Source organism: Brevundimonas sp., from assembly GCF_047617075.1.
In the GTDB taxonomy this organism is placed as follows: Bacteria; Pseudomonadota; Alphaproteobacteria; order Caulobacterales; family Caulobacteraceae; genus Brevundimonas.
The window spans coordinates 90,990-105,215 of record NZ_JBLGCI010000001.1 but is presented as its reverse complement, the minus strand read 5'-3'; the positions used below and the strand labels follow the sequence as shown (position 1 = coordinate 105,215).

12 protein-coding genes are annotated in these 14,226 nt (G+C 68.6%); 9 read left to right on the top strand and 3 right to left on the bottom strand.

Annotation, left to right across the window (positions count from 1 at the left end):
- Nucleotides 1–161 precede the first annotated feature (161 nt).
- The 9 genes from ACI8U3_RS00550 to ACI8U3_RS00510 all read left to right on the top strand — a co-directional run bounded on the left by ACI8U3_RS00550 (nucleotide 162) and on the right by ACI8U3_RS00510 (nucleotide 10,751).
- Nucleotides 162–1,160, top strand: a complete 999-nt coding sequence (locus ACI8U3_RS00550) for an SDR family NAD(P)-dependent oxidoreductase (protein WP_415012912.1) — start codon at nucleotides 162–164, stop codon at nucleotides 1,158–1,160.
- Nucleotides 1,157–2,212, top strand: coding sequence for an N-acetylneuraminate synthase family protein (locus tag ACI8U3_RS00545; RefSeq protein WP_415012911.1), 1,056 nt, complete (start codon nucleotides 1,157–1,159; stop codon nucleotides 2,210–2,212). Before ACI8U3_RS00550 ends, ACI8U3_RS00545 begins: the two co-directional genes overlap by 4 nt.
- Nucleotides 2,209–3,348 carry a UDP-N-acetylglucosamine 2-epimerase gene (gene neuC, locus ACI8U3_RS00540; RefSeq protein WP_415012910.1) on the top strand — a complete coding sequence of 380 codons (1,140 nt, stop codon included), beginning with the start codon at nucleotides 2,209–2,211 and terminating at the stop codon, nucleotides 3,346–3,348. Before ACI8U3_RS00545 ends, neuC begins: the two co-directional genes overlap by 4 nt.
- Nucleotides 3,345–4,409, top strand: a complete 1,065-nt coding sequence (locus tag ACI8U3_RS00535) for a nucleotidyltransferase family protein (RefSeq protein WP_415012909.1) — start codon at nucleotides 3,345–3,347, stop codon at nucleotides 4,407–4,409. The genes neuC and ACI8U3_RS00535 overlap by 4 nt, the downstream gene beginning before the upstream one ends.
- The gene (locus ACI8U3_RS00530; protein WP_415012908.1) at nucleotides 4,406–5,065 is read left to right on the top strand and encodes a cytidylyltransferase domain-containing protein; all 660 of its coding nucleotides are present in this window, start codon (nucleotides 4,406–4,408) and stop codon (nucleotides 5,063–5,065) included. The genes ACI8U3_RS00535 and ACI8U3_RS00530 overlap by 4 nt, the downstream gene beginning before the upstream one ends.
- Nucleotides 5,066–5,640: 575 nt before the next feature.
- A complete protein-coding gene (locus tag ACI8U3_RS00525) occupies nucleotides 5,641–7,500 on the top strand; it encodes a glycosyltransferase (protein ID WP_415012907.1) in 1,860 nt (619 codons plus the stop codon).
- A 106-nt stretch (nucleotides 7,501–7,606) separates the two neighbouring features.
- The gene (locus ACI8U3_RS00520) at nucleotides 7,607–9,328 is read left to right on the top strand and encodes a hypothetical protein (RefSeq protein WP_415012906.1); all 1,722 of its coding nucleotides are present in this window, start codon (nucleotides 7,607–7,609) and stop codon (nucleotides 9,326–9,328) included.
- Nucleotides 9,325–9,981 (top strand): hypothetical protein, encoded by a 657-nt coding sequence (locus ACI8U3_RS00515; protein WP_415012905.1) that lies wholly within the window; start codon nucleotides 9,325–9,327, stop codon nucleotides 9,979–9,981. The genes ACI8U3_RS00520 and ACI8U3_RS00515 overlap by 4 nt, the downstream gene beginning before the upstream one ends.
- Nucleotides 9,978–10,751: a methyltransferase domain-containing protein gene (locus ACI8U3_RS00510; RefSeq protein WP_415012904.1), complete on the top strand. Its 774-nt coding sequence runs from the start codon at nucleotides 9,978–9,980 to the stop codon at nucleotides 10,749–10,751. Before ACI8U3_RS00515 ends, ACI8U3_RS00510 begins: the two co-directional genes overlap by 4 nt.
- Before the next feature lie 27 nt (nucleotides 10,752–10,778).
- On the opposite strand, the gene ACI8U3_RS00505 is transcribed toward ACI8U3_RS00510, so the two are convergent.
- The 3 genes from ACI8U3_RS00505 to ACI8U3_RS00495 are packed head-to-tail and all read right to left on the bottom strand — an operon-like array spanning nucleotide 10,779 to nucleotide 14,223.
- The gene (locus ACI8U3_RS00505) at nucleotides 10,779–12,425 is read right to left on the bottom strand and encodes a polysaccharide biosynthesis/export family protein (RefSeq protein ID WP_415012903.1); all 1,647 of its coding nucleotides are present in this window, start codon (nucleotides 12,423–12,425) and stop codon (nucleotides 10,779–10,781) included.
- Nucleotides 12,422–13,558 (bottom strand): hypothetical protein, encoded by a 1,137-nt coding sequence (locus ACI8U3_RS00500; protein WP_415012902.1) that lies wholly within the window; start codon nucleotides 13,556–13,558, stop codon nucleotides 12,422–12,424. The genes ACI8U3_RS00505 and ACI8U3_RS00500 overlap by 4 nt, the downstream gene beginning before the upstream one ends.
- Entirely contained in the window at nucleotides 13,555–14,223 is a 669-nt protein-coding gene (locus ACI8U3_RS00495) for an ABC transporter ATP-binding protein (protein ID WP_415012901.1), read from the bottom strand. Before ACI8U3_RS00495 ends, ACI8U3_RS00500 begins: the two co-directional genes overlap by 4 nt.
- Nucleotides 14,224–14,226: the final 3 nt, after the last annotated feature.

The window sequence follows — 14,226 nt, the reverse complement described above, 5'->3', positions numbered from 1 at the left end:
CCCCGCACCCTAACGCGTGATCGCCCCCGAAGTTGACCCCCCGGGCGGCATTTTTCTTCGCAACTGCGAAATCGCGCCGTGTGGTCGCGTCGTTAAGGATTGGGTGGGGAGGCGCCGCGCTAAACTGCGCAAAGCGATTCGCGTTCCGGGGCGTAATTCACATGATCGATCCCATCGCTTCCCTTAAGGGCAAGCGGGTGCTGGTCACCGGCGGCGGCGGCTTCATCGGCAGCCGCGTGTGCGAACGGCTGGTCGAGGCCGGGGCGGAAACGCGCGCCTTGGTGCTCTACACTTCATCCGGCACGGCCGAGTGGCTGGACGGGTCGCCCGTGCGCGCCGAGGTCGACATCCGGCGCGGCGATCTGGCGGACCGGGACTCGGTCATGGACGCGGTCAGGGACTGCGAGATCGTCCTGCATCTGGGCGCCCTGATCGCCATTCCCTATTCCTACGCCGCGCCCGAAAGCTACGTGCGGGTCAACGCCCTGGGGACGCTGAATGTGCTGCAGGCGGTGCGCGAGTGCGGCGTCGCCCGCATGGTCCACACCTCCACCAGCGAGGTCTACGGCACCGCCCGCTTCACCCCCATGACCGAGGACCATCCGCTTCAGGCCCAGTCCCCCTATGCGGCCTCCAAGGTCGCGGCGGACAAACTGGTCGAGTCCTTCCACCTGTCGTTCGGCGTGCCAGTGGTGACCCTGCGCCCGTTCAACACCTTCGGCCCGCGCCAGAGCGCCCGGGCGGTGATCCCGGCGGTGGCGGTGCAGGCGCTCAGCGGAAATACCGTCAACCTGGGCGCCACCAGCCCCACCCGCGACTTCGTCTTCGTGGACGATACCGCCGACGCCTTCCTGCGCGCCGCCGCCGCGCCCGGGGTCGAGGGCATGACATTGCACTTCGGCGGCGGTCGCGAGGTGTCCATCGGCGACCTGGCCCTGATGATAAGCCGCGCGGCGGGCCGCGACATCGAGATCGTCACCGACCCCCAGCGCCTGCGCCCCGAGGGCAGCGAGGTGGACCGCCTGATCGCCGACGCCTCAAAGGCCCGCGAGGCCCTGGGCTGGACCCCGCGCGTGTCGCTGGAGGAGGGGCTGGAGCGCACCGTCGCCTTCATCCGCGACAACCTGCATCTGTACCGGCCGCAGGACTACGCCACATGACCGCCGCACCCAAAAACGCCCCTTGGGACGACCGCGTCTTCATCATCGCCGAGGCGGGGGTGAACCACGACGGCGACATGGACAAGGCCTTCGCCCTGATCGAGGCCGCCGCCGCTGCGGGCGCCGACGCGGTCAAGTTCCAGACCTGGCTGCCGGGCGAGATCGTCGGCCGGTTCAGCCACAAGGTGGACTATCTGGAGCGCACCACCGGCGTTCAGGAGAGCTTCTACGACCTGCTGGAGCGCCTGCGCATCGGGCTGGAGGACACCGCCCGGCTCAAGGCCGCGTGCGAGGCGGCGGGCGTGATGTTCATGTCCACGCCCGAGGGCTTCGACACCCTGACGTACCTGACCGGGGATCTGGACATGGCCGTGGTCAAGATCGGCTCCAGCGAGGTCAACCATTCCGCCTTCCTGACCGCCGCCGGCAAGACGGGCCGCCCCGTCATTCTGTCCACCGGCGCCAGCACCCTGGACGAAGCCCGCCACGCCCTGACCGCCGTGCGCGCCGGGGGCGATCCGCCGGTGTGCGTGCTGCACTGTGTGTCGGAGTATCCGGCCCCGGACGGGGAGATGAACCTTCGCGCCCTGACCACCCTGTCGGGTGAGCTGGGCGTTGTGGTCGGGCTGTCGGATCATTCTTTGGGCGCCGAAGCCGCCGTCGCCGCCACGGCCATGGGCGCCCGGGTGATCGAAAAGCACCTGACTCTGGACACGGCCGCCGCCGGCCCGGACCACGCCGCCTCCATGGCGCCGGACGACTTCGCCGCCCTGGTCCGCGCCGTGCGCCGGATCGAGGCCATGCTGGGGGATGGCGTCAAGCGCCCCCGCCCGTCCGAGGCCGCCAATATTCCGGGCATCCGGCGCAGCGTGGTGGCGCTGGACGCCCTGCCCGCCGGAACCCTGCTGACCGCCGCCCATCTGGGCTGCAAGCGCCCCGGAACCGGCGCCCCGCCCGACGATCTGCCGCGCCTGATCGGTCATCGCCTGACACGCGCCCTGCAGCCCGACGAGCCCGTGGGCTGGGCCGATGTGGAGCCCGCCGGGACATGACGCGAACGGTCTGCGTGGTCTCCGTCTCCCGCGCCGACCGCGCCATGGCGGCGGTGGTGGGCCCCGCGCTGGACGAGGCGGGGGTGTCAGCGTGGGCCATGGTGGTGGACGATCCGCTCGGCCCCGACAGCCTGATTGAGGATCACGGCGTGCGCACCCGCCGCATCCCCGCCCACATGGACGGGGACGGCCCCGCCGACCCGGGCCGCCGCATGGGCGCCCTCACCGCCGCTTTCGCCGAAGTGCTGGCCGACGAACTGCCCGACATGGTCGTCCTGACCGGCGATAGGTACGAGACCCTGGCGGCAGCGGGCGCGGCCTCGCTGGCGGGTGTGGTCATCGCGCACCTGCACGGCGGCGAACTGACCCTGGGCGCCATGGACGACGCGTTCCGCCACGCCATCACCAAACTGGCCCACCTGCACTTCCCCGCCACCGAATCCGCTGCGGCGCGCCTGGTCCGCATGGGCGAGGAGGACTGGCGCATCACCCTCGCCGGGGCGCCGGGGCTGGACCTGCTGATGTCGGCGCCGCCCATGCCGCGCGTCGACTTCTTCAGCGCCCTGAATATAACCGATCCCGGCGATTTCATCCTCGCCACCTGGCATCCGGAAACCCTGACCGCCGACGGCGGCGCCGCTGGGCTGGAGGCTCTGCTGAAGGCCCTGTCGGACGCAGCACGTCCGGTCCTGTTCACCGGCGTCAACTCAGACCCCGGCGGAGCGGGACAGGCGGCGTACATCCGCCGCTGGGCCGAGGAACAGACTAGCGTTCACCTGATCCCCAGCCTCGGCGCCCTCTACGCCCCGGCCCTCGCCCACGCGGCGGTGATGGCGGGCAATTCGTCCAGCGGCATCATCGAGGCGGCGGCCTTCGCCCTGCCCGTGGTCAATGTGGGCGACCGCCAGAAAGGCCGCGACCGGGGCGCCAACGTCGTCGACGCGCCCGCCGACCCGGCCGCCGTGCGGCAGGCCCTGAGCCGCGCGCTGGACCCGGCCTTCCGGGCCAGCCTGACCGCCATGATCAATCCCTATGGCGACGGCCGCGCAGGCCCGCGCATCGCCGCCCGTCTGGCCGCCGAGCCCATCGACGCCCGTCTCAGACAAAAGTCCTTTCCCGAGGAGCGCCCATCATGACCCGTCGTGAACTGGCCCCCTACCTGCTGTCCGATCAGGCCACCCTGCGCGAGGCCATCGAACGGCTGGACGCCGTGCGCGGCCAGCTGGTGGTGGTCATCGATGAGAACGGCCGACTGCGCGGCTCCCTGACCGACGGCGACGTGCGCCGGGCCCTGCTGCGCATGACCCCCATGGAGGCCGGCGTCGAGACGGCCATGAATGCCGAGCCCGTGGCCGTGCGCCGGGGCCAGAACCCTGTCGAGATTCAGGCCGAGCTGGACGTGCGCGGCGCCACCCAGGCCCCCGTTATCGACCGCGCGGGCCGGGTGGTGGGCCTGTATCCCGAGCACTACGGCGAGGCCGGGCTGCGCGACAATCTGGTGGTGATCATGGCCGGCGGACGCGGGGCGCGCCTGGCCCCCCTGACCCGTCACACCCCAAAGCCCATGCTGACCATTTCCGGCCGCCCCCTGCTGGAGACCATCATCGAGCGCCTGCGCGATCAGGGCTTCGGGCGCTTCCGGCTGGCGGTCAACTATCTGGCCGAGGTGATCGAGGGCCATTTCGGCGACGGCTCGGCGTTTGACGTGGAAATCTCCTACCTGCGCGAGACAGAGCCGCGCGGCACCGCCGGGGCCCTGGCCCTGCTGGACGAGCCCATAGACGAACCCTTCCTGGTCATGAACGGCGACGTCCTGACCCGGCTGGATTTCGCCCAGCTTCTGGACTTCCACGGCGATCATGAGGCCGCCGCCACCGTTTGCGTGCGCGAGCACCGGTTCGAGGCCCCCTTCGGCGTGGTGGAGACCGAAGGCCACCGGCTGGTCTCCATCCGCGAAAAGCCCACCTTCCGCTGGTTCGCCAATGCCGGGATCTATGTGCTGGGCCCGGACGCCCTGAAACAAGTGCCGGACAGCGGCCACTACGACATGCCCACCCTGCTGGCCGCCCTGTCGGACCGGGGCGATACCGTCGGCGCCTTCCCCATTCACGAATACTGGATCGACATCGGCCGCCCGCCGGACTTCGAGCTGGCCCGCAGCGACTATGAGGCGGTGTTCGCCGCCGCGACCCCATGAGCCGAAACCGCGTCCTCGGCCTGATCCCCGCGCGCGGCGGCTCCAAACGCCTGCCCGGCAAGAATCTGGCCGACCTGCACGGCCGCAGCCTGCTTCAGCGCGCCATCGACGCGGCGCTGGAAGCGCGCGGCATAGATCGCCTGATCGTCTCCACCGACGACCCCGCCATCGCCGAGGCCGCCCGCGCGGGCGGCGCCGAGGTCCCCTTCACGCGTCCCGCCGAACTGGCCACGGACGAAGCCTCCTCGTTCGACGTTGTGCGCCACGCCATGGCCTGGGCTGATGAGGACGAACCCGGCGCCTTCTCCCACCTGGTCCTGCTCCAGCCCACCTCGCCCCTGCGCACGGCCGAGGATATCGACGTGACCCTGAGGCTCTGCCGCGACCGGGGTTGCTCCACCGCCGTCAGCGTGACCCCGGTCTTGAAGCCGGAAACCCTGGTGATTGGACGAGATGGCGCGCTCGCGCCGGCATCCGCCTATGGAACGCCCTTCGCCCTCAACGGGGCCGTCTATGTCCTGAAATGGGAACACGCCAATATCGCAGGCGGATTCATCGCTCAGGACACGGCCTATCACGTCATGGTCGAGAGTCGATCAGTGGACGTGGACACCATGGAGGACCTCGGCCGCGCAGCACAGTTTCTGAAATCCTGATTTCAGAATTCGCGCGCCTGACGAAGACTTACGATGGCGCGATAAATGCTTGCGCATCCTTTCCAGATCACTAAGAGTCCAGCCCCGTCGGATCCGGAGTCAGAGGAAGGGGAAGCCATGACGATGGAAGCCAGTCAGGATCACAAGAGACCTGTCGTGAGTGAGCCTCGCCGCGAAGAACGACGGGCGGATCGCTTCTATGGGGCCGCGGGGCGCGGGGCTGGGCTTTACGCCGAGGTTCGGCCCATCACGGAGCATCGATCCCTCGTGCTCGAAGCCGTGGATGAAGGCTGACGAAATTACCTCTGGACGTCAGGAACCAATCAACACTTCCTTTTTTTTTGAAGGGGTTGTGGGCTGTCTGCGTGGCCTTAACGGCACAATTCACACAGCAATGAAACACGGACCTGCGGGTCGGTGGCCAATCAAGCCTCTGTGTGACACAACCGATGCGTTAGGAATTTTCCGTGAGGCGCGGCTTGCCCGACAGCATTCACCGTTCGTCAGCCTCGTCCGCGACGCAATCGCATGAATCTTCGCCAGGCTCGCCGACCGTGGGCGCCTCCAGCGAAAACATGCTGAAGTTGGCGGCCGAAGCGGCCCAGTTGCGCCTCAAGGTGCTGGCCCTGTCGGCGGAGAACGAGCGCCTCAAGGACACCATTTCGTTCCAGCTCGGCAATCTGCTGATCCGCGCCAAGACCTGGCGTGGCGCGATCGAACTGCCGGCCGGACTGCTTCGGCTCGTGCGCCAGTCCCGGCAGCGCCGGGGGCGATCCTCGGTCCGTGACCCCAACCTGAATCCTGATACCGCAGCACGTATCCAGCAGCTCAGCCTCAATGTCTTCGACATGAGGGCGGAGGAGATTGTCGCCACCGCCTTGACGGAATGCCGCGACCCCAAGCTGGCGATGCGGGTGGTGGCTGATCTGTCCATGTCGCTACAGCTGGTGGACTTCGACAAGAGCATCGCCCTGGCGCGCAGCACGGTGGAGCATGACCCCAGCCCCCACAGGATTCTGTGGCTGGCCGGCGTGCTCTACAACGCCGGCATGATCGATGAGCCGCTGGCCCTGTATCGCCGGCTCGACGACGCCCAGGCCACCTTGCCGGCCCACGCCAGACTACGGCGGGACCTGATCGAAGGCGTGGCCCGCATCCAGCGTTCCGGCCTGTCGGTGCCGGCAAGACGGTCCATCAAACCGGTGGGGGATCGCTCGCTGCTTTATGTGGCCGCCAGCTCCTTTCCCCATCACGTCACGGGCTACGCGGCGCGGACCCATTCCCTGATCAAGGCGATCGGCCGCCAGGGCTGGCGTGTGGAGGCCGTGACCCGGCCCGGCTATCCCGCCGATCGCAACGACGCCCAGCATGTCACCGGTCGCCTCGGCCCTCAGGAGGTCGATGGCGTGGTCTATTCCCGCCTCGCCGGGCCGCCGTCCAACGCCACGCCGTTTGACCGGTATTGCGACGAAGCCGGCGGCGCCCTGCTGAATCACATCCACAAGGTCAGGCCGTCGGTGGTTCAGGCGGCGTCCAACCACGTCAACGCAGCCCCCGCCCTCATGGCGGCGCGCCGGGCCGGCCTTCCTTTCGTCTATGAAGTTCGCGGATTGTGGGAACTGACCAGCGCGGCCCGCACGCCCCACTGGGAAGGCTCGGAGCGCTTTGAATTCCAGCGTCGCCAGGAAACCGTCGTCGCCCAGGAGGCTGACGCGGTGGTGGCGATCTCGAACGGTTTGAAGAACGAGCTGATTTCTCGCGGCGTCGACGGGCGCAAGATCATCGTCATTCCCAACAGCGTGGATCCGCAGGTTTTCAGTCCGCGCCCCCGCGACCAGGCCCTGGCCAGCGAAATGGGCCTGGATGACCGGCGCGTGCTCGGTTTCCTGGGGTCCATGACCGGTTACGAAGGCCTGGTCGATCTGATCACGTCGCTGTCCCACCTGCGCAAGGACGGTCTGGACGTCTGCGCCCTTCTGGTCGGCGACGGCCCCGCGTTCCGCGAGGTGCGGGAAGCGGCTCGGGTCATGGGGGTCTCCGATCACCTGATCATGCCGGGCCGCGTGCCCCACACAGATGCGCCACGCTGGTATTCCCTGATGGATGTGGCGGTCTATCCACGGCGTCCGGCGCAAGTCACCGAACTGGTGCCGCCCCTGAAGCCGCTGGAGGCCATGTCCATGGAGCTGCCGGTGGTGGCGTCCAATGTGTCGGCCATATCCGAAACCCTCATCCACCGGGAGAACGGCTTCCTCTTCAACAAGGGGGACGTGGGTGAGCTGACCGACCTGCTGGGCGAGGTCATCGGAGCCCCCGACCGCTCCATGGCTGTCGCCCGGAACGCGCGTCGCGATGTTGAGCAGCGCTTCACATGGGCTCGCGCCGCAGCGGGTCTGGATGATCTTTATGGCCAGTGGGCCCAGAAGGCGGCCTGAACGGCGAGCGCTTGATTGACCACAGGCCGCCACGCCGATATCCGCATGGGGCGCAGCCATGCGGAGCCCCGAGCGTTCCCCAGGCCTGACAGCAGGAGCCGGCCGCTTGAAGACCATTCGTCGATGTGTCGCCAGTCCCGTGCTGCGGTGGGAGCCCGCCGGCCCCGATCAGCAGTACCGCGTCATCGTACGAAACCAGGACACGGGCGAGCGCCAGCGGGTATATGACGGCTTCCGGACGGAATGTCGGCTACCCGCCGATCTTCGGCTGACGCCCGATCAGCTCGCCTTCCGGGTCATGGTGCGCTCCATCGACGATCCCGAGGAACGCTTCTCGCGGCTGCATGATTATGCGCCGATCCCTCGCATCGGCGATGACCTTGAAACACCCGCGCCCGACCTGCTGATGGGCGAGGTGGTCAAGGGGGCTGACCTGTACCGTCTCCAGGTCAAGCGGCCGGGCGTTGATCGACCTCTTGTGGACATGGTCAGCAGCAAGCCGCGTTTTCTGTTGCCGCCGGGTCAATTGCGGGATGGGCAGTTCGAGTACGACATTCTGCCGAAGGTCCGCGGCCGCTGGCGCAACCGCAAGGGACTGGAGATCACGCCGGCGATGATCGCCGCCGCCGATGAGCGAGGCGACCGTCCCGTCCCGCGCCCCGAAACAGAAGACAAGGTCATTCGAGGCGCGCCTGCGTCCCATGCGCCGGGGCGTCCCGACAAACTCGCGCCGCAGGCCGAGGCCATCGGATCGGCATTGCTGATCGCCGTGGACGTGACGGCGCGTCCCGACCTGTCGCCGATGGCCGATGTGCGGGACGTCGCGTCACGCCAGTGGTGGTCCGGAACAGGCGAGGCGGCGCTCGAAAGCGTGGTTCTGACCCTGGAGAAGAGCAATTTCAAAGGTCTGTTTCTGGTGGACGCGCTCGCCGCCGAGGCCATGGGCGACGATGAGGTCCGGCGGCTGACAGACCTGCTCGTGACGCGCGGGCACGCCCTGGGACTGATGGTCAACCCCGAACCGTGGCGCGCCCTGTCGGAAGACCTGGCTCAGCTGGACGACGTCGCCGTCACCGCTTTTGCTCATGAGCGCTATCTGTCCATCGTCGGCGCGGCGCCGCAGGTCGTCAGCTTCGGCCCCGGCGCGCTGAACGAGAAGACTCTCGCCGAGGCAAGGCGTCTCGGCGCGAACGTCGTGCTGGTCGACCGGCCCGAACAGCTGGATTTGCCTGCGTGGATGCGCTGGAAAACGGCGCCCTTCGCCGCCTATGACGACCTGGTGGTCGTACCGACGACCATGGCCTTGTCGACCCCCGCTCATGTCCGCGACCGGACCGTGCGTCACGCCCTGAACACGGTCGATGCGATGGCCGCCGAGGCGGCGGCGGATCTGGTCGTCGCCGCCCTCAGGATGAGAACCGACAGCCTGATCACCGCCAGAATCGCCCCCCTGGCCCTGCTGCGACGCTCCGTGGTCCGTTCCGCGGCCCAGGCCGATGCGTGGAATCAGGCCATGGCCGCGCGACTGCCGACCTGGCTGGAAGCGGGCTGGGAACGCAGTCCGCACGGTTTCCCCGTTCTGGCGGATCGCGACGAGATCAAGGTGGAGATGATGGCGAAGCTCATCGCCGGTCTGGGCGAGACCCGGATCGCCTGTGTTGATCCGGCGGCGGTCTTCTCGCCCGGCCATCTGCGCGCCCTCGTCGAGGCGCCGGAGGCGTTCGAGCCGCTGGCGGAACAGAGGCGTGGGCCGCGACGATTCCGCCTGTCAGGCGTCAGGCGCTACGACGCAGCCTACCGTCAGGCGTTGAAGGCGGATCCCGTATGAGTCCCGCCTCCCCCGTCCAGTCCCTGGCCAGGCGCTGGAAAAGCCTGGGCGCGCCGACCGGCGTCGAGAACGCCCTCGTATTCGGGCCCCAGGGCGCGGATCTGGCGCGAGCCGTCCAGACAGCCTTGTCGCCCGGCAGCCTGACCCTGCTTCATCCCGATCCTCCGCCGCCCCGCGCGCGCTTCAGGACAGATCCGGCGACTCTCACTGACCTGGCTGCGGTCCGGCCCGGCGCCTTCGATCTGATCGTGGCCGGCGGCGGGCTGGAGATCGGCGGCCTTTCGCAAGTGAGGTCACGCCTGGCCGCCCTGGCTGAGCTTCTGACGGAGGACGGCGTTCTGGCCGCCGAAATCCAGACCTTCGCCGCGCCGGGGCCGGACGAGGACTTCGACGCTCTGTTGTTTCCTCATCTGGCGCGCGCAGGCGAGCTGGAGGACGGTCGGGCGGCGCGAGCGCCCTTGACGGCGGCGTCCTGGACCTTGCTGCTGCGTTCCGCCGGGCTGCATCCCGCAGCCTTGGACGGCGTCGGCGCGCAGCGGCTGCCGCAGGAGCTCGGCCTGCTGCATTCGGCGCGACTGGCCGCCTACGATCCGGTCGAGTTGAGCACCGGCGCCCTGCGCCTGGTCGCGAGAAAGGCGGGAGGCGCGGCATGACCATGCTGAACAAGGCCAGGAAGATACTGCGCTCCGGTCGGCAGGTGATCCTGCCTGGACCACAGCGGGTCGATCCGGCGGATCAGGCCGCCTGGGAAGACGCGGTCGCCTTGTGGAACGATCTTTTCGCGCCCTTCGCCCCCGTGGTCGAGGGCGCGGACGTGCTGGAGCTGGGATGCGGCGACGGCCGTCTGGCCGGCGCCCTGGCGGCGAGCGGGCGCGCACGTTCGGTGACGGGCCTGGATCATCATCCATACTGGACCGGCGTGGGCGGCGGGGCCGCCTGGAACCTTCAGGACATGGCGGCCGTGGAGCTCACCGCCGGCCTTGAGACGCTGAACGCGTTCGAGGACGGGGCCGCGGATCTGATCCTGGCTCGCCAGCTCGACGGTTTCCTGCCCCTGAGCGGGCTGGAAGATCGACTTGAGCGGCTTTACGCCTTGCTGCGACCGGGTGGCGAGATGCTCGCGCGCCTGCGTTGCGGCGACGGCGGCGATTCACAGGACGCCCCGGGTTACGGTTTTCTGACGCCCACGGCCTGGGTCGCCCTGATGCTCGGCGCCGGCTTCGAGATCGCCGGGCAGCGTCGCGTGTGGCGCACCCCGGCGGATCAGGGCGCGGCCGCCGCGCGCCTTCCCGAAGCCTCGGACGACGAGCGTCTGACGGCGGAACTGCACCTGCACCTGATCCGTCCCTGGGAGTCCTGGGAGCTGGACGCCTTGCGGCCCTTCGGCGATCAGCGCCGCGCGCGCAACAAGAAAGCAGGCTGACGCGGCCGAGACCGCGCCCTTGTCCGCTCAGTCGCTGAACCGATCCACCGCCACCAGAACGCCGGCCATCTGGAAGATGGTCTGGGTCAGGTCCCGCAGGAACGGCAGCAGCGTAGAGTCGGGCTTGGACATGACCAGGATCCGGTCGCCCGGCATGGCCCGCCCGCCCTCGCGCAACTGGCCGTCCTGGCGGAACACCAGAACATTACGTCGGTCGGCGCGCGACGTGTAGCCGCCGGCGGCGCGAACATAGCTGGAGACCGATTGACCCGACTGGGCCAGGATCGATTGGGGTGCGTTCACCTCGCCGGCGATGGTCACCACCTGCGAACGGCGCGGGATGACGATGACGTCGCCGGTCTCCACCCGCACCTGGTTCAGGTCCTGACCGTCCAGCGCCAGGATGCCCAGCGGCTCAACCTGCCGGGCGCGCTGGATGTATTCGGTCACGAACGCCAGGGAGCTGGCGCGCGACTGGGCCTCGGCCGGCGACCGCGCAGGCGACAGCAGGACGGTTCGTTCCAGACGCTCCAGCCCCTCGTTCAGGGTCTGGCGCTGGGCCTCACGCACGCTCTGGCGGCGCAGGTGGATGGACTCCATGTCCGCGTCCGCGTCGATGGCCACCTGGGACAGGACCTGGGCCACGGTGATCCCCCGCGCCTCGGTGAACACAGAGGGTCCACCATGCGCGCCCTCGACCCGCACCAGCACGTTGGCGGGTCGCGTATCGGACTCGAACTGGACCCGGTCGCCATCCATAAGGGTGAAGGCCGAGAACTGGTTCAGCGGGATGTAGGCGCTGATGGGCTGTCCGTCGCGCACACCGACCACCGCCGCGTGGGTGGCGCCGGGCTGGGGCCGGGCGAACTGCATCAATTCTCCGCCCTGGCCTGTCGACCCCGCCAGTTCGAAGGTGAAGGGCGCACGCACGTCGCCGCTGACCGAGACGATGGAGCCCTGATCCTCCACCACGATGGCGTCGCCCGTGCGGAAGCTGACGCGCGGCAGGACGCCTTCGCGCAGGAAATCATAAAGGTCGGCGCGGGCGATCACCTCGCCGTTGCGCAGGATGCGGATGCGGCGATAGCTGCCGCGCACGGGATCGATGCCGCCCGCCCTTTGCAGATAGACGATCAGCGCGTCGTCCGAGGCGCCGGCGAAGGATCCCGGCTGCTCCACCGGACCGGTGACCAGAACCCGCGTCGAGGCGGTTGTGATGGGCGTGGCGTAAACCTGCACGCCTTCATTGTAGACCCGGCGGCTGGCGCGCTCGACCACGACGGGCGCCTGGGACGCCGTCACGCCGGCCAGGCGGATCGGGCCCACGCCGGGCACCACCACATTGCCCTGGGCGTCGATGGTCAGTTCGTGGGTTCCCTCGACCATGCCCCACAGGGTCACCTGCACCGTGTCGCCGGGCTGCAGGATATAGTCCGGGTCCACGACGTCGGTGGAGGCCTGGGGCGCCTCGCCCCCGAACATGTCCGCGCCCAGCGGCGGCGGGCGCACCCCTCGCCGCTCCTGGATGACCAGGGCTTCCGGACCCTGCGGCGCGGCCTGCTCCGGCGCGGTGAGGGTCGGCGCGGCGGCCCCCGTCTGGGCCTGGGCCAGACCGGCCGGCGCCATCAGGGCGGCGACCATAGCCGCGATCTTCAGCAAGCGAGAACCGGTCATTCCATGTGATCCCGAATGATCGAATAGATGAGGGCGCCGACGCCCCAGAGCAGGGCCGAACCGATCAGCACGGCGAAGATATTGCCCAGACGCGACCACCAGTTTGATTGCTCCGGCTCGCGCGGCGGCACATAGGCCACCACGTATTTACGGTCGTTGATGGACTGGCGCCGGACGCTCTCGGCGGCCTGCAGGGCGGTGGTGTAGGCCTGCTGGGCGAACTCATAGTCCATCAGCACGGCCTGGGCCTCGATCTGACGACCGGAAGCCTGCTCGCCCGGCGTCGACATGGCGCGCTGCACGGCCCGGGCCCGCTCGGCCTCCAGCGCTGCGATCTCACGGCGCAGGCCGGTCAGCTGGGGCGCGTCAGGTTGATAGGTCTGGCTCATGGTGGCCAGCTCGGTGCGCTTCTGGGCCAGCTGGGTGTCCAGGCTGCCCACGAGGGCCATGGCCTGCTGCGCCGGCGTGGCCACATCGACGCCGGAGAAGCGCTGGCCCTGATATTCGGCCAGCCGGTCGCGGGCAGCCTCGTATTCCTCGCGCTTGCGCTCGATCTCCCGGTCGGCGGCGGCCATCAGGTCGTCCATGGCCCGATCGGACATCCGGTTGACCAGTTCCTCACTGAGAGTCAGCACGCCCTGGCTGAGGCGGAGGGAATCCTCAGGCGTAAAGGCGCTGACCTCCACCGTGGCGGACTGGGACGCGGCGTCATGCATGACCCGCACCTTGCCGCGCCAGAAACGGGTCGCCGTCTCGTGGTCAGCGCTGGCTGACAGGAACGAGAACGGGTCCAGGCTGAACCGCGAATAGGCCTCCTCGAAGCCGTAGCGCTCGCGCAGGCCCTCCACCATCGCATTGGAGCGGATGTATTCCTCGACGATGCGGGCATCCAGGGTGTTGGAGCTGGGCGGGGCGATGCCCAGGGCGCCCAGGGCGTCGATGGGCGCGGCTTCGGCCCCCCGGACCGCGAAGGCGGTGTTGGTCTGGTACTGCGCCGGAGCCAGCAGGATCAGATATAGCGCATAGAGAATCGCCGGGCCGAGGATGAACAGGACGGCCGACCGCGCCAGCCAGGTGCGTCGGCGCGCGGCCTTGTCCCTGCCGGCCGTCACGGGAACGTCGATGGTGGTCATGCGGCGCGCCCTCTGGCCACGATTTCCATGTAGTAGTCCTCTGCGGCGTCCAAGCTTTCGAACGCCGCCGCCTCGCCCCGATCCATGACCACGGCGCGGGTGCAGAATTCACGAATGGTCGACATGCTGTGGGAAGTCATGATGATGTCAGATCGCGCCCGCCGTTCGGCGAACGCCTGTTGAGCCTTCCTGCGAAAAGCCGCGTCGCCGACGCTGAGACCTTCATCGATCACATAGACCTGAAAGTCCACCGCAAGACTGAGGGCGAACGACAGCCGCGCCCGCATGCCGGAAGAGTAGGTTCCCAGCGGTTCGTGGAAATACGGCCCCAGCTCCGAGAAATCACGCACGAAGTCGGTCGTCTCGGCGATGTCCTTGCCATAGATGCGGCAGACGAATTTCAGGTTCTCCGCCCCGGTCATGGTCTGGTGAAAGGCGCCTGCCAGTCCCAGCGGGGACGACACGGTCACCGACCGCCGGACTTCGCCGCGATCGGGCCGCTCCACACCCGAGATCAGCCGAAGCAGCGTGGACTTGCCCGCTCCGTTCAGTCCCAGAACCGCGGTGGATGAGCCGCGATAGAAGACCAGGTCGGTGGGCCGGATGATCGGTCGCTTGCCGAACCGCGTCCGATACGATTTCTCGACCCCGATGAGTTCGATCATGCT